This window comes from Acidovorax sp. Root275 (genome assembly GCF_001428965.1).
Lineage (GTDB): Bacteria > Pseudomonadota > Gammaproteobacteria > Burkholderiales > Burkholderiaceae_C > Acidovorax > Acidovorax radicis.
In genome coordinates this window covers 493,520-507,214 of sequence record NZ_LMJH01000010.1, presented here as the reverse complement: position 1 = coordinate 507,214, position 13,695 = coordinate 493,520, and the positions used below count along the sequence as shown (strand labels likewise).

Sequence of the window (13,695 nt, the reverse complement as noted above, 5' to 3'; positions counted from 1 at the left end):
AGGTCAGCCCACTACACCCAGCAGGCTCCGGGCGACGGCCTCGCCCACTTTGATGCCATCCACCCCGGCCGACAGAATCCCGCCCGCGTAGCTCGCCCCTTCACCCGCCGGGTACAGCCCGGCGGTGTTCAGGCTTTGCAGGTTCTCGCCCCGGCCGATCTTCAGTGGGGACGAGGTGCGCGTTTCCACGCCCGTCAGCACCGCGTCGTGCATGTCAAAGCCCTTGATCTTGCGGCCGAACACCGGCAGCGCCTCGCGCAGCGCCTCGATGGCGTAGGCGGGCAGGGCAGCGTGCAGATCACCCAGCGCCACGCCGGGCTTGTACGACGGTTCCACATCGCCGAGCTGCCTGGACGGCGTGCCCTGGATGAAGTCGCCCACCAGCTGGCCCGGCGCGCTGTAGTCACGCCCGCCCAGCACAAAAGCATTCGATTCGAGTTGGCGCTGCAGCACGCTGCCCGACAGCGGGTGAAATTGCCCGACAGCCAGACGCTCCACACCGTAGGTCTGGCCCAGGTGCGTTTCAAACGCTGCGGGGTCGGTGGGGTAGTCGCGCGGGTCGATGCCCACCACCATGCCCGCGTTGGCGTTGCGCTCGTTGCGCGAATACTGGCTCATGCCGTTGGTGACCACACGGTTCGGCTCACTGGTGGCGGCCACCACGGTGCCGCCGGGGCACATGCAAAAGCTGTACACCGCGCGCCCATTGGCCGCGTGGTGCACCAGCTTGTAGTCGGCCGCACCCAGCAGCGGGTGGCCCGCGTGGCGGCCCCAGCGGGCGCGGTCGATCACGCCCTGCGGGTGCTCGATGCGAAAGCCGATGGAGAACGGCTTGGCCTCCATCGCCACGCCGCGCTCGTACAGCATGGCAAAGGTGTCGCGTGAGCTGTGGCCCAGGGCCATCACCACGTGGTCGGCGCGCAGCTCGGCGACCTCGCCCGTGGCCTGGTTCAGCACCTTCAGTCCACGCAGGTGGCGCTGGCCTTGGGCATCGCTCTCCACGATCACATCCGTCACGCGCTGCTCAAAGCGGATCTCGCCGCCCAGCGCAATGATCTGCTCGCGCAAGTTCTCTACCACCTTCACCAGCTTGAAGGTGCCGATGTGCGGGTGGGCGACGTACAGGATTTCTTCTGGGGCGCCCGCCTTCACGAACTCGTTCATCACCTTGCGGCCCAGGTGGCGCGGGTCCTTGATCTGGCTGTAGAGCTTGCCGTCGCTGAAGGTGCCTGCGCCGCCTTCACCAAACTGCACATTGCTTTCGGCATGCAGCTCGCGCTTGCGCCACAGGCCCCAGGTGTCCTTGGTGCGTTCGCGCACGGGCTTGCCGCGCTCCAGCACGATGGGCTTGAAACCCATCTGCGCCAGCACCAGTGCCGCAAAGATGCCGCAGGGGCCAAAGCCCACCACCACGGGGCGGAGGGGCAGGTCGGCAGGCGCCTGGCCCACGGGGTGCCAGGCCATGTCGGGCGTCGGCTGAACGTGCGGGTTGCCCGCGAACTGCGCGAGCAGCGCGGCTTCGCGCGCGGGCTGGACCAGGGTGATGTCCACGATGTACACCGCCAGCAGGTCTACCTTGCGCGCATCAAAGCTGCGCTTGAAGACATGCAGATGGGCGATGTCGGCATCTGCCAGGCCCAGAATGTGGGCGGCAGCGGCGCGCAGGGGCGCCTCGGGGGCTTCGGCCACAGTGAAGGGCAGCCGGATTTCGGAGAGTCGGATCATGTTCTTGCGGGCCCGTGTCGATCGGGCGGGTTGCAATGGCGTGGGGCCGCGATGATACGGGGTGTGTGCTGCGGATGGAATCCCGGGTGGGAAAGTTGCGTGGAGCCGCCTGCCTAAAAACTATCAAATTAATAGCTGGTCGCGCTTTATAGATAAGCGCTGGAGGCATATTTGACTCATATTTTTTGGTCTGAAGTGCTTTCAGCGTCCGGGTCTGCCTGCTGGCGCCAACGCAGCTCTGTAACGCCGAACGCTGCGGCCGCCAGCACCAGCGGCCCAAAGTAATACAGCGCCCGGTAGGCCAGCAGCGCCGCCAGCACTTCTTCTTGCCCCAGCGTGTCGGCGGCCAGCAGCGCCACGCCCACGGCCTCCAGCACACCCAGGCCGGCGGGCACGCGCAACACCAGCCCGGCCACGGCCCCCAGGAGCACAGTGGCCAGCGCGGCGGGGTAACTCACCTGGTGTTGCAGCACCGTCCACAGCGCGGCGCCCATCAGCATCCAGTTGGTGGCCGACGCGGCCACCTGCCACAGCGCCACGGGCCAGCGGGGCAGCGGAAACGCGTGACCGCGCAGCGTGAGTGCGCGCCCGCTGCGCAGCGCACACAGCGCCATGTAGGCCACGGGCAGGCTGCCCAGCACCGTCCCGCCCAGGCGCCACTGCCAGGGCTCCACCGCCCAACCCGCCACCGCAGGCGGCTGCCACAGCCAGGCCAGCACACCCGCGAGCAGCAGGTAGCCCACCCAGTTCGTCAGGATGCTGGTGCCCACCACCTGGCCGATGGTGCCCGGGTCCACGCCGCGCCTTGCATACAGCCGGTAGCGCACGCCGACACCGCCAATCAGCGAACCCAGGTTGAGCGTGAACGGGTAGCTGGTCATGGCAATGCCCAGCGTGGTGGCGCGCGGTAGCCGGTGGCCGCTGCAATGGCGGCCCACCCAGTCAAAGCTGCCGTAGGTGAAGTGGCTCAGCAACGCCAGCGCACCGCCCATGGCCAGTGCGGTGCTGGGCAGGTCGCGCAGGGCTTGCAGCACGGCGGGCCAGTCCACCGTGCGCGCTTGCCGAAAGATCAGCCAGGCCACCGTCGCAAAAAAAGCGGCGGCGACCCCCCGGGTGGCCCAGGGCCACCAGGCCTGCCGCGGCCAGTTGCGCCGGCCGTGCTGGCTGGTTTTGCGCCGTGGCGCCTCCATGGCGTCGGTGTCGGCGAGCAGCGTGGGGGTGGCCATGGTGGGGACGCCCGATGTTGTCAGGCGGTTGCGCTGCCGGTGGGTTCTGCGGCCGCAGTGCCCGGGTTGGCCAGCGTGATCGTGGGCTGGTGCTTGGGCAGCCAGCCCGCCCATGCCGGGAACCAGCGCATGAGGTGGAAGACGGCATAGCTGCGCAGCAGACGCAGGCCATTCCACCGGCCGGGTGCGACAGCTTCAATCTGCTTGCAGCTGTTCTCCATCAGGTGCGAGAGACGGCCATACAGGTGGTCGTTGAAGGCACGGTCGCGGATGATCACGTTGGCTTCGAGGTTCAACGACAGGCTCAGCGGGTCGAGATTGCTCGAGCCCACGGTGGACCAGTCGTCGTCCACCAGCGCCACCTTGCCGTGCAGCGGCCGGTCGCAGTATTCATAAATGCGGACACCCGCGCGCAGCAGATGGTCGTAAAGCAGGCCGGCCGCCGTTTTCACGATGGGCATGTCGGGCTGGCCTTGCAGGATCAGCCGCACATCCACACCACGTTTTGCGGCGCGCCGCATCTCGCGGATGAAGCGGTAGCCGGGGAAGAAGTAGGCGTTGGCAATCACCACCCGGTGGCGCGCAGACCGCAGGGCAACGCGGTAGTGGCGCTCTATGTCGCTCTGGTGGTCATGGTTGTCGCGGGTCACAAAAATGGCGTGTGCGGTGCCCGCGTCGGACTGGCTGGGGGCGCTTGCGGCTGGATGGCGCTTGCGCTCATTGCGGTGGAGCACCGCCTCGCGTGTGAAATGCTGCATCTGCGCCACGATGGGCCCGCGCACCTGCACGGCATAGTCCTGCTTGGCCTCGGGGCCAAAGTCCGCCACGTGGTCGGCCGAATAGTTGATGCCGCCGATGAACCCCAGCTCGCCGTCCACCACCACAATCTTGCGGTGCATGCGGCGCAGCATGTTCAGGCGCTGCCCCAGGAAGCGGCGGCCCGGGTCAAAGATGCGAAAGCGCACGCCCGCATCGACCAGGCTACCCACAAACGTGTCTGGCAGATCGGGCGAGCCAAAGCCATCCACCAGCACGTGCACCTCCACACCGCGCTGGGCTGCGGCCAGCAGGGCCGCGTGCAGTTCCTGCCCGATCTTGTCGTCGAACAGGATGAAGGTCTCCAGCATCACTTCGCGCCGGGCCTTGGTGATGGCGTTGAACACGCGGGGAAAAAAATCCTCGCCGTTTTCCAGCAACTCGAACTGGTTCCCCTGCACCCAGCGGGACGAGCGCGGCAGGCTGAAGGCAGGGCGTTTCATAGCAGGATCTCCGCCGCCAGTGGCGCATGGTCCGAGAGCTTGTCCCAGGGCTTTTTGGGCAGCGCCACGGGGGAATGCACGGCGGCGTTGCGCACATAGATGCGGTCCAGTGCCAGCAGCGGCATGGCAGCCGGAAAGGTGCGAACCGGGCGGCCAAAGGCCTGCACAAAAACTTCCTGCAAGCCCGCCTCGCGGTGCAGGATGTCGTGTGCCCGGTTGCGCCAGTCGTTGAAGTCACCGGCCAGCACCACGGGCTCGTTGGCCGGAAAGCTGCGCAGCAGATCGCACACATGCATCAGCTGCCGCTGCCGGTGGGATTCCTGCAGGCCCAGGTGCACGCAGACTGCATGCACCGGCAGATGGTGTCCGGGCGGCTGCAGGACGCAATGCAGCATGCCGCGCCGCTCGGGACCACTGATCGAGATGTCGTGGTTCTCGTAGTGCGTGATCGGAAACTTGGACAGCAGGGCGTTGCCGTGGTCGCCGTTGTCATACACCGCATTGCGGCCGTAGGCGTATTGCGACCAGATGGTGTCGGCCAGGAACTCGTAGTGCGGCACCTGCGGAAAGTTGGCGAACCGGCTGGCGTGCCGGTGGTGGGTGCCCAGCACTTCCTGCAGAAAGACCAGGTCTGCCGCGACGCCCCGCACGGCCTCGCGCAGCTCGTGCAGCATGAAGCGCCGGTTGAAGGTGGTGAAGCCCTTGTGCACGTTCACGGTGAGCACCTTGAACGCAATGGGCTGTGATGGGATGGTGTCCATGGGCAAACAATCGTTGTGGGGCCCTTCGGCGTGGGCGCCGCCAGAGGCGGGCCGAAGGGTGAAACGATTGTTGGGGCCGCAGTGCGCCGCCGCTGTAGGACGGCTGGCCGTGGGTTTGTGCTGCGCTGGCCGAAAAAGGCTTTCGGCCCCTGACCCCGTGTCTTAGATCGTGAACACGTTCTTAGCTGCGTGCTGGGTACAGGGCTGGCACCAGGGGCTAGCCACCCCAGCACCTTGGAAACTGGCGCCCCCCAGGCCATTGCACCCGTGGAACTGGCTCTGCCAGGCTACCGGGTGCGTCCCCTTGGGGGGAGGGTGCGACGCGCCTCAGGGGGCAACTTACGCAGGCAGGAACCCCTCCACCGACAGGTAACGCTCGCCCGTGTCGTAGTTGAAACCTAGCACCTTGGCGCCCGCAGGCAGCTCGGGCAGCTTCTGTGCGATGGCAGCCAGCGTGGCGCCCGACGAAATGCCCACCAGGATGCCCTCTTCGCGCGCAGAGCGGCGTGCGTATTCCCGGGCTGGTTCTGCATCGACCTGGATCACGCCGTCGAGCAGGCTGGTGTCGAGGTTCTTGGGGATGAATCCTGCGCCAATGCCCTGGATGGGGTGGGGTGACGGTGCGCCACCCGAGATCACCGGCGAGGCCGTGGGCTCCACCGCAAACACCTTGAGCTGGGGGAACTTGGCTTTGAGCACCCGCGCCACGCCCGTGATGTGGCCACCCGTGCCTACCCCCGTGATCAGCACATCAATGCCGTCGGGGAAGTCCGCCAGGATCTCCTGCGCCGTGGTGCGCACGTGCACGTCGATGTTGGCCGGGTTCTCGAACTGCTGCGGAATCCACGAGCCAGGCGTCTGGGCCTGCAACTCCTGCGCGCGGGCGATCGCGCCCTTCATGCCTTTTTCGCGCGGGGTCAGATCGAACTGCGCACCATAGGCCAGCATCAGGCGGCGGCGCTCGATGCTCATGCTGTCGGGCATCACGAGGACGAGCTTGTAGCCCTTGACGGCCGCCACCAGCGCCAGGCCAATGCCGGTGTTGCCCGAGGTGGGCTCGATGATCGTGCCGCCGGGCTGGAGCGCGCCCGACTTCTCGGCGTCTTCCACCATCGACAGCGCAATGCGGTCCTTGATCGAGCCGCCGGGGTTGCTGCGCTCGGACTTCACCCACACGTTGGCCGCTGGGCCAAACAGGCGGTTGATGCGCACGTGGGGCGTGTTGCCGATGGTCTGCAGAATGTTGTCAACTTTCATGGCGTCTCCTGTGAGGTGCAAAGAGGGGTGTGACGCGCATTCTGAACCACTTGTTCTGCTGTCTGGGTGATATGGATATGCCGGGGCCTGTGGGTTGCAGGCCGGCCAGCAGGGGCTGCCCCCAGCCCCTGCCTGCGGAACCGGCCCGGGCATTGGTTCGGGCTGCGGGCTACACCGGTGCGATATCGACCCGCATGGCCCCGTCCACCGGCGTGATCTGCACCCGCACCGGCAGGCCCAGCGCGATGGTCTGCGCGTTGGTGGCCGTGTGCTGCGTCACCTCGGTGCAGGTGTAGCGCGCGGCCCGCCCGCTGCGCCACACCGCCAGGGCCAGCGGCAGCATCCACTGGTCGGCCAGGTGCGGGCCCAAGGCGCCCGTGCTGCGCTGGTAGGCGCGTAGCTCGTCCACCAGCCGCTTGGCGACCTGCTCGGCCGATACACTGCGCTCGCCCAGCTGGCAGAACACCTCGGTGATGTGTTCGTACTCCAGCGTGGCAAGCAGTGCATTGCCCGGGCCTTCGTTCTGGCGTGCAGGGGGCTGGCGCAGTCGGCCGGATTCAAAGGTCCAGCCCATGCGCTGGCCCAGGGCGTCCAGCTCACGCGTGGCGATGTTGCGCGCCAGGCCCGGCACCAGCGCTTCGCCCCAGGCGTCTTGCAGCGGGCCGCGCTCCAGTACATCCACTGGCGTCAACGGCAGCGCTGCAGGCGTGATGTGCGCCAGCACCTCACCACCTCCAGCGGGGTAGAACCCGCGCCGCTGCAGTTGCAGATCCAGCCCCACACCCAGCCGCCGCACCAGCGGCGCAAACGCCCGCTCCAGGAAATCAAACGGCGGCGCCATCGGGTTGTGCGTGCCGCCCGACAGCTGCACTCGGCTTTCGCCTCCCGCCAGCATCAGCGCGGGCAGCACGGTCTGCAGCACCAGCAGGCAGCTGCCCGCCGTGGCGATCTGAAAGCGGTAGTCGCCCGCACACGCTGCGCCAGGCGTGAACACCAGCGTTTGCGAGCCCAGCTCGGCCCCATCAGCGTGCCCGCCGCACACGGCCACCGCCGCCTGCACGCAGGCCAGGTGCTGGCGCATCAGCCCCGGCTTGGGTCGCCCCGCGCGGATGCGCGTGATGTGCAGCGGCCGGCCGGTCACCATGGAAAGGGCCAGGCCCGTGCGCAGGATCTGGCCGCCGCCCTCGCCGGTGGAGCCGTCGAGGGTGAGGGGGCTGTGAATTGCGTTGCCGAGGCGGATAAGTGTCTCGCTCAAGTTGACCTCAGATGTCGGTTGGAAAAGAGGGTGGGGCATGGCGCAGGATGACTTGCTCCATGCGCTGCGCTCTGCCGGATATCCACGGGTTGCGGGTCTTACACAGGGCGCGTAGCTCTTGCAGAAATGACCTGTCTGCGACTTTGATGGCCAGCCGGCAGTCGTATCGGAAGCTGCCCGTGGAAGGGCGGCGAACGATGGATGTCAGTAGAGCGTCTTGCACGTCCTTGCGCTCGGAGTGGGTTAGCGAGGCTTGCTTGAGTCTGGTGCAGACCACATCGCGCAAATAGCCTGAGCGGAAGAACCGTGGGCTGATTTGCAAGTACAGAATGGCCGTGCCGCGCCATCCACCGCTACCTGCCACGATGTCGCGCTGGGCTTGTGCACTCCATAGTTCCAACAACGGGCTTTGGTATTTTCGAAACTCTTCTGCGGCGCGCAGATGCTCCTTGCGCAACGCGGCGCTTCCATTCCTCCGCGAAGCCGCTGCACGACAGGCTGAATGGAGTCCATTCATATCCGTTTCGGCTTGACGAATCAGTTGGGCGGAAATCATTTCGCCTCTCTCCCCAGCTGCGAGCCGTCCATCGGATGATAGAAAGCAGCATTCTTGTTTTTCGTTGTGGGTAAAAATGGCCCCTGTCGCTTGATCGACAAGCGCCAGGGGCTATCAAAGTTGTAGTGAATCGGCAGTTTTCATCCCTTCACACAAACCACCTGCTTGAGCGTGTACACCACCTCCACCAGGTCCTGCTGCGCAGCCATCACCGCGTCGATGTTCTTGTACGCCATCGGGATCTCGTCGATCACGTCCGCGTCTTTTCGGCATTCCACACCTTCGGTCGCTTTGATCTGGTCTTCCACGGTGTACAGCTTCTTGGCCTTGGTGCGGCTCATCGTTCGGCCCGCGCCGTGGCTGCAGCTGTTGAAGCTCTCGGGGTTGCCTTTTCCGCGCACGATGAAGCTCTTGGCCCCCATGCTCCCCGGGATGATCCCCAGCTTGCCCTGCTCGGCACTCACCGCGCCCTTGCGGGTCACGAACACGTCTTGCCCGAAGTGCGTTTCGCGCTGCACGTAGTTGTGGTGGCAGTTCACCGCCTCAATGTGCGTCTCGAACGGCTTGGTGATGACCTTGCGCAGCGCGGCAATCACGCGGCCCATCATCACCTCGCGGTTGGCGGCGGCGAACTTCTGCGCCCACCCCACGGCCTTCACGTAGTCACCGAAGTACTGCGCGCCTTCCTCGAAGTACGCCAGGTCCTTGTCGGGCAGGTTGCGCTGGTTCATCTCGGCGTCCTTCTTTGCCAGCTCGATGAAGTGGGTGCCGATGGCGTTCCCCACCCCACGCGAGCCCGAGTGCAGCATCACCCACACGGACTGGTGTTCGTCCAGGCAGATCTCGATGAAGTGGTTACCCGTTCCCAGCGTTCCCAGGTGCTTGTAGTTGTTGGTGTTCTTGATGCGGGGGTGCGCTTCGCAAATCTCATCGAACTCATCCACCAGACCTGCCCAGGCGCGGTCGGTCTCGGCGGGCGGCGTATCCCAGCTTCCCTTATCGCGGCCAAAGCGCTTGGGCGTCATCCCCACTGGCACCGCGCGCTCGATGGCGGCGCGCACGCCGGACAGGTTGTCGGGCAGGTCGCTGGCAGTGAGCGTGGTCTTGCACGCCATCATTCCGCACCCCAGGTCCACGCCCACCGCAGCGGGGATGATGGCCTTGAGCGTCGGCACGACCGAGCCGATGGTGGCACCGATTCCCAGGTGCACGTCGGGCATCACCGCCACGTGCTTGAACACGATGGGCAGGCGCGCGATGTTGCGCAGCTGGTTCCTGGCTTCTTCTTCCACGGGGACGCCGTTCGTCCACATCTTCACGGGCACGCCGTTCGGCACTTCGTATTGTTCGTAATTGTTGTTGTTCATATTGTTCTTTCGTCTTTGTTGTTCATTGAACCATTCCACGGGCTGCGGCCTGGGCATAGGTTTTCAGTTCGTCGTCGTTCTTCACCTGGCGGATAAAGGCATCCATGTGTGCCTGCAATTCCTGGTGCCGGTTTAGGCGGTTGCCCTCATGGCCGATCCCATGCAATGCCGATACCTGTGCTTCGCGCCAGGGCATAGCCAGCATTTCACAAAGCACCTTCCACATCGCGTCGCACCATTCGGGAGCGTGCTTGGCGTTCCAGAACGAGGGCCACACGTCAAACCACATGTAGCTCACGAAGTAGAGGCGGTCGCTTCGGCTGCCAATCGCGCTCTGCTCGGTGCTCAGGCGCGGCCCCAGGCAGTCGCGCCACAGGGTGGGCAAGGCCCGCACCATGCGCATGGCATCAACCAGGGGCACGGATGGGTCGTTGACCATGTGCGGAATGTCTCCGGCGTTGTTGCTCATCACATGGTTCAGGCCCATCCCGACCTGGGCGTCACTGTAGGGCGCCAGGTCGGTACCCGCGTTGGCGAACAGCACGGTCTGGATATGTGTCCATTGCAGCGGTGTGGCTTCGAACTGGGGCTCGTCGATATCCCAGTACCACTCTTGTCCGCCTTTTTCAGGCACGGGGCGGTCGAATAGGTAGCGCAAGGCTGCGCTGTAGACCGCCCGGTCCAGTCCCACGGACTCGCAACTCACTGAGGTGGTTTCCCGGCTCAGGCGCCTTTCACGCGCAGTCAGTTTCTTTGCTTTCATCACGATCTTCTCTTTGTCTATGGATGCTCAACGCATCTTCACCAGGCCATTGAGCACCTGGTCCAGGCCACCAAACACCGAGATCTTGTCGATCCGCTCAGCCACCCGCTCCAGCGTCTCCAGCTCCTTCATGCGCAGGGCGACGGGGTTGTCCTCCATCACCTTGGCGGTGTTAAGCAGCGAACGCGTGGCGGCGGTTTCCTCGCGGCGGCGGATCACGTTGGCCTGGGCCTGCTTCTCCGCTTGCACCACCTGCGTCAGGATGGTCTTCATCTCGCCAGGCAGCACGATGTCCTTCACACCCACGCTCTCCAGCTGCATGCCGAAGGGCTGCAATTTGGCGGCCATGTGAGCGGTCACCACGTCGTCGATCACCGTCTTGTTCTCCAGCAGCTCATCGAGCGTGCGGGTGCCCACGGCGGCGCGCAGCGCAAACTGCAGTTCGCGGTACAGGTGATCGGCAGGCTTTTGCAACTGGGCAAAGGCGCGCAGCACATCGGTGTAGCGAAAGGTGGCAGACAGGTTCAGCCGTAGGCTCACCTTGTCGCGGGTCATGATGTCCTGGCCTGAGACCTCTACGGTCTGCAGGCGCAGGTCCACCAGCTCCACGGCGATGGTGCGGCCGTACCTCCAGAACGCGTAGGCGCCCGCAGACAGCAGCCGATCCACTTTGCCGTCGATGGTGAGCAGCGCGCACTGGCCCTCGGGCACCTGCACCTGCAGCACGCCAGTCAATCCGGTCACGCTGCGCTGGCGCAGTTGTGTGTGCGTCAGGCGCGCCACCAGGGCAGCGGGCAGCTCGGGGCCCGCCTCCAGGTCGATCACCTGCACACTCACCTCCACCAGGCCCTTCCAATAAAGGCGGCGGGTGCCGGGCGGCAGCACTTCGACCAGCACACCGTTCTCGGTGCGCAGGCCCACTTGCTGTTCCGACAGGTTCACTTGCACAAACTCTGCTGCCACCACGGCGGGTTCCTGCGCCATCAGGTAGTCGGCCAGGCCGTGGGTGAAGGCGGGTTGTTCGAGGGCGAAGGTTTCCACGCGCAGCTGGTCCATGCCCGCAAACAGCCAGTAGGTGCCGCTTTGGAGCACGCGGTCAAAGCTGCCGTTGCGCAGCAGCAGTGCGCGTTCGTTCTTCTTCACGGTGGTGCGTTGGATCAACTTCATCATTTTTCTTCTCCTCGTTCTTTCTTTGTCGTTACTTCTTCGTTGTTGTCATGGCAATCAGGGTGCCGTTACAGCGATGGCGGGGTGTCAGCGGGCGCAGCCGGGGCCCTGCAGTGCGCCGTGGTTGCTGCCCTGCAAGCAGGGCGGCAGCGTGGCTGGCTGCGGGCGCGGGCTGTGCCGGGTGCTGGCACAAACCGCCACCGGCTGACGGGGCCTTGCCTTGCGGTTGCGTCCAAAAACGCCACCTTGGGGCAACTCCCCGCGTTCGGCGGGTGGTCTTTCGACCGGTACTTCCAAGTGCTGGCCTTGCGGCCATGGGCAGGAATCGAACCTGCGACAACCCCTTTCGGGGGGCTCTACCAGACTGAGCTACCAGTGGTGGCAAGCCGGGAGTCGAACCCGGCACGTCCTCTTGCGAGGCGTCACCCGACCTTGCCGTTACCCAGCGTTTGCGGTGTGCGGCATGCGGGGAATCGACAAGGCCTTGATGGCCCGGATTCCCTGCACCGGCGGGGCGAACGTTGGTCCTAACCCCGGCCTGTGAGCGGTCACCGCTTGCGCTGGATGTCTTCCTTATTGCCAGATGTGTGCCAGCCAGTGTGTTGTGAGTGAAAATTTTTAAGCTGTTGATTTGTATGGAGAAATTCTCGAAGGCATTGGATGGGTTTTGTTTGTAGATTTGAATTAACTAGAATGAAAGCTAGTTAAATAGACAAATAGAATGCGCAAACACAAGGTCGTGATCGGTTTCCTGGGCACCCAGCTCGACTCCGGCAGGGGCGCAGGGCGGTGGGAGAAATGGCGCCCCACGGTGTCGCTGGTGCAGCATGAAGACGTGGTGATCGAGCGGCTGGAGCTGCTCTACACCCCGCCGCACCGCGAGCTGGCCCAGCAGGTGCGCGCGGACATGGCCACCGCTTCGCCCGAGACCACGGTCAACCTGGTGCTTCTGCCCATTGCCGACCCGTGGGACTTTGGCGAGGTGTATGCCAAGCTGTTTGACTGGACCCAGACCTACCGCTTTGACACCGAGCGCGAGGAATACTGGACCCACATCACCACCGGCACCCACGTGGCGCAGATTTGCCTGTTTTTGCTGGTGGAGTCGCGCCGCATTCCGGGCGTGCTGGCGCAAACCTCGCCGCCCAAGCGCCAGCAGATGGGCGACCCGGGAAGCTATGCGCTGATCGATCTGGACCTGTCGCGTTATGACGTGATCGCCCAGCGCTTCGGCGCCGAGCAGCGAGATGCAGTGCAATTCCTCAAGAGCGGAATTGCCACGCGCAATGCGCGCTTCAACGCGCTGATCGACGAAGTGGAGCGCGTGGCGGTGCGCTCGCGTGCGCCCATCCTGTTCACCGGGCCCACGGGTGCGGGCAAGTCGCACCTGGCGCGGCGCATGTTCGAGCTGAAAAAGTCGCGCCACCAGGTGGAGGGCGAGTTCGTGGAAGTGAACTGCGCCACGCTGCATGGCGACGGCGCGGCGTCCACGCTGTTTGGCCACAAGAAAGGCGCCTTCACCGGTGCGGCGGCCGACCGTGCGGGCCTGCTGCGCACGGCACACAAGGGCGTGCTGTTCCTCGACGAGATTGGCGAACTGGGCCTGGACGAGCAGGCCATGCTGCTCAAGGCGGTGGAGGAAAAGCGCTTCTACCCCATGGGCAGCGACCGGGAAGTGGCCAGCGACTTCGAGCTGATCGCCGGCACCAACCGCGACCTGCGCACCGAGGTGGCGGCAGGGCGCTTTCGTGAAGACCTGTACGCGCGCATCAACCTCTGGAGCTATGTGCTGCCGGGCCTGGCGCAGCGGCCTGAAGACATCGAGCCCAATGTAGACCACCAGCTGGCCCGCGCAGGCGCCGAGCTGGGCCGCAGCGTGCGCTTTTCCAATGAGGCGCGCGCCGCCTACCTGCGCTATGCCCAGTCGCCCGAGGCCCTGTGGACCGGCAACTTCCGCGACCTCTCGGCCAGCGTGACACGCCTGGCCACACTGGCCGACAGCGGCCGCATTGGCCTGCCCCTGGTCGAGGCCGAAATGGCCCGACTGCGCTGGTTGTGGCAGCCCGCCAGCGACGCGCGCAACGGTTTGGCGCCCACGCACGGCGCATTGAGCCGCGACGATCTTGCGGTCCTGCTGGGCGAAGAAACGGTGGAAGCCATGGACCTGTTCGACCAGCTGCAACTGGCGGCCGTGCTGCAGGTGTGCCGCAAGGCCCGCACCCTGTCCGACGCGGGGCGCCAGCTGTTCCAGGCCTCGCGCGCGCAGCGCACGGTGGTCAACGATGCGGACCGGCTGCGCAAGTACCTGGCACGGTTTGGGCTGGACTGGGATCGTGTCGCTGCCGCTGGGCGATAATCC

Annotated in this window: 11 protein-coding genes; 1 reads left to right on the top strand and 10 read right to left on the bottom strand. The window is 65.3% G+C overall.

The window, feature by feature from the left end; translation table 11 throughout:
• Positions 1 to 3: 3 nt before the first annotated feature.
• From ASE52_RS21650 to ASE52_RS21605, 10 genes are all read right to left on the bottom strand, one after another.
• The gene (locus tag ASE52_RS21650; RefSeq protein WP_057229129.1) at positions 4 to 1,725 is read right to left on the bottom strand and encodes an NAD(P)/FAD-dependent oxidoreductase; all 1,722 of its coding nucleotides are present in this window, start codon (positions 1,723 to 1,725) and stop codon (positions 4 to 6) included.
• Positions 1,726 to 1,901: 176 nt separating this feature from the next.
• A complete protein-coding gene (locus ASE52_RS21645) occupies positions 1,902 to 2,951 on the bottom strand; it encodes a lysylphosphatidylglycerol synthase domain-containing protein (protein WP_057229127.1) in 1,050 nt (349 codons plus the stop codon).
• Positions 2,952 to 2,971: 20 nt separating this feature from the next.
• Entirely contained in the window at positions 2,972 to 4,210 is a 1,239-nt protein-coding gene (gene clsB, locus ASE52_RS21640; RefSeq protein ID WP_057229125.1) for a cardiolipin synthase ClsB, read from the bottom strand.
• Positions 4,207 to 4,971 carry an endonuclease/exonuclease/phosphatase family protein gene (locus tag ASE52_RS21635; RefSeq protein WP_010462417.1) on the bottom strand — a complete coding sequence of 255 codons (765 nt, stop codon included), beginning with the start codon at positions 4,969 to 4,971 and terminating at the stop codon, positions 4,207 to 4,209. The genes clsB and ASE52_RS21635 overlap by 4 nt, the downstream gene beginning before the upstream one ends.
• A 339-nt stretch (positions 4,972 to 5,310) precedes the next feature.
• Complete coding sequence (gene cysK / locus ASE52_RS21630; RefSeq protein WP_010462416.1) at positions 5,311 to 6,228, bottom strand: cysteine synthase A; 918 nt, start codon at positions 6,226 to 6,228, stop codon at positions 5,311 to 5,313.
• Between the two features lie 169 nt (positions 6,229 to 6,397).
• Complete coding sequence (gene rtcA / locus ASE52_RS21625; RefSeq protein WP_241777073.1) at positions 6,398 to 7,483, bottom strand: RNA 3'-terminal phosphate cyclase; 1,086 nt, start codon at positions 7,481 to 7,483, stop codon at positions 6,398 to 6,400.
• A gap of 7 nt (positions 7,484 to 7,490) precedes the next feature.
• Positions 7,491 to 8,039, bottom strand: coding sequence for a hypothetical protein (locus tag ASE52_RS21620; RefSeq protein WP_140426310.1), 549 nt, complete (start codon positions 8,037 to 8,039; stop codon positions 7,491 to 7,493).
• Between the two features lie 140 nt (positions 8,040 to 8,179).
• Positions 8,180 to 9,406, bottom strand: coding sequence for an RtcB family protein (locus ASE52_RS21615; protein WP_057229121.1), 1,227 nt, complete (start codon positions 9,404 to 9,406; stop codon positions 8,180 to 8,182).
• A 22-nt stretch (positions 9,407 to 9,428) separates the two neighbouring features.
• Positions 9,429 to 10,169 (bottom strand): hypothetical protein, encoded by a 741-nt coding sequence (locus tag ASE52_RS21610; RefSeq protein ID WP_057229119.1) that lies wholly within the window; start codon positions 10,167 to 10,169, stop codon positions 9,429 to 9,431.
• Between the two features lie 27 nt (positions 10,170 to 10,196).
• Positions 10,197 to 11,336, bottom strand: a complete 1,140-nt coding sequence (locus ASE52_RS21605) for a slipin family protein (protein ID WP_057229665.1) — start codon at positions 11,334 to 11,336, stop codon at positions 10,197 to 10,199.
• A gap of 721 nt (positions 11,337 to 12,057) precedes the next feature.
• Here ASE52_RS21605 and rtcR point away from each other — a divergent pair.
• Entirely contained in the window at positions 12,058 to 13,692 is a 1,635-nt protein-coding gene (gene rtcR / locus ASE52_RS21595; protein ID WP_057229117.1) for an RNA repair transcriptional activator RtcR, read from the top strand.
• Positions 13,693 to 13,695 lie beyond the last annotated feature (3 nt).

Bases quoted from the DNA above. Each gene is read 5' to 3' on its own strand.
- ASE52_RS21650 (WP_057229129.1), bottom strand. From the start codon at position 1,725: ATGATCCGACTCTCCGAAATCCGGCTGCCCTTCACTGTGGCCGAAGCC.
- ASE52_RS21645 (WP_057229127.1), bottom strand. From the start codon at position 2,951: ATGGCCACCCCCACGCTGCTCGCCGACACCGACGCCATGGAGGCGCCA.
- clsB (WP_057229125.1), bottom strand. From the start codon at position 4,210: ATGAAACGCCCTGCCTTCAGCCTGCCGCGCTCGTCCCGCTGGGTGCAG.
- ASE52_RS21635 (WP_010462417.1), bottom strand. From the start codon at position 4,971: ATGGACACCATCCCATCACAGCCCATTGCGTTCAAGGTGCTCACCGTG.
- cysK (WP_010462416.1), bottom strand. From the start codon at position 6,228: ATGAAAGTTGACAACATTCTGCAGACCATCGGCAACACGCCCCACGTG.
- ASE52_RS21620 (WP_140426310.1), bottom strand. From the start codon at position 8,039: ATGATTTCCGCCCAACTGATTCGTCAAGCCGAAACGGATATGAATGGA.
- ASE52_RS21615 (WP_057229121.1), bottom strand. From the start codon at position 9,406: ATGAACAACAACAATTACGAACAATACGAAGTGCCGAACGGCGTGCCC.
- ASE52_RS21610 (WP_057229119.1), bottom strand. From the start codon at position 10,169: ATGAAAGCAAAGAAACTGACTGCGCGTGAAAGGCGCCTGAGCCGGGAA.
- ASE52_RS21605 (WP_057229665.1), bottom strand. From the start codon at position 11,336: ATGAAGTTGATCCAACGCACCACCGTGAAGAAGAACGAACGCGCACTG.
- rtcR (WP_057229117.1), top strand. From the start codon at position 12,058: ATGCGCAAACACAAGGTCGTGATCGGTTTCCTGGGCACCCAGCTCGAC.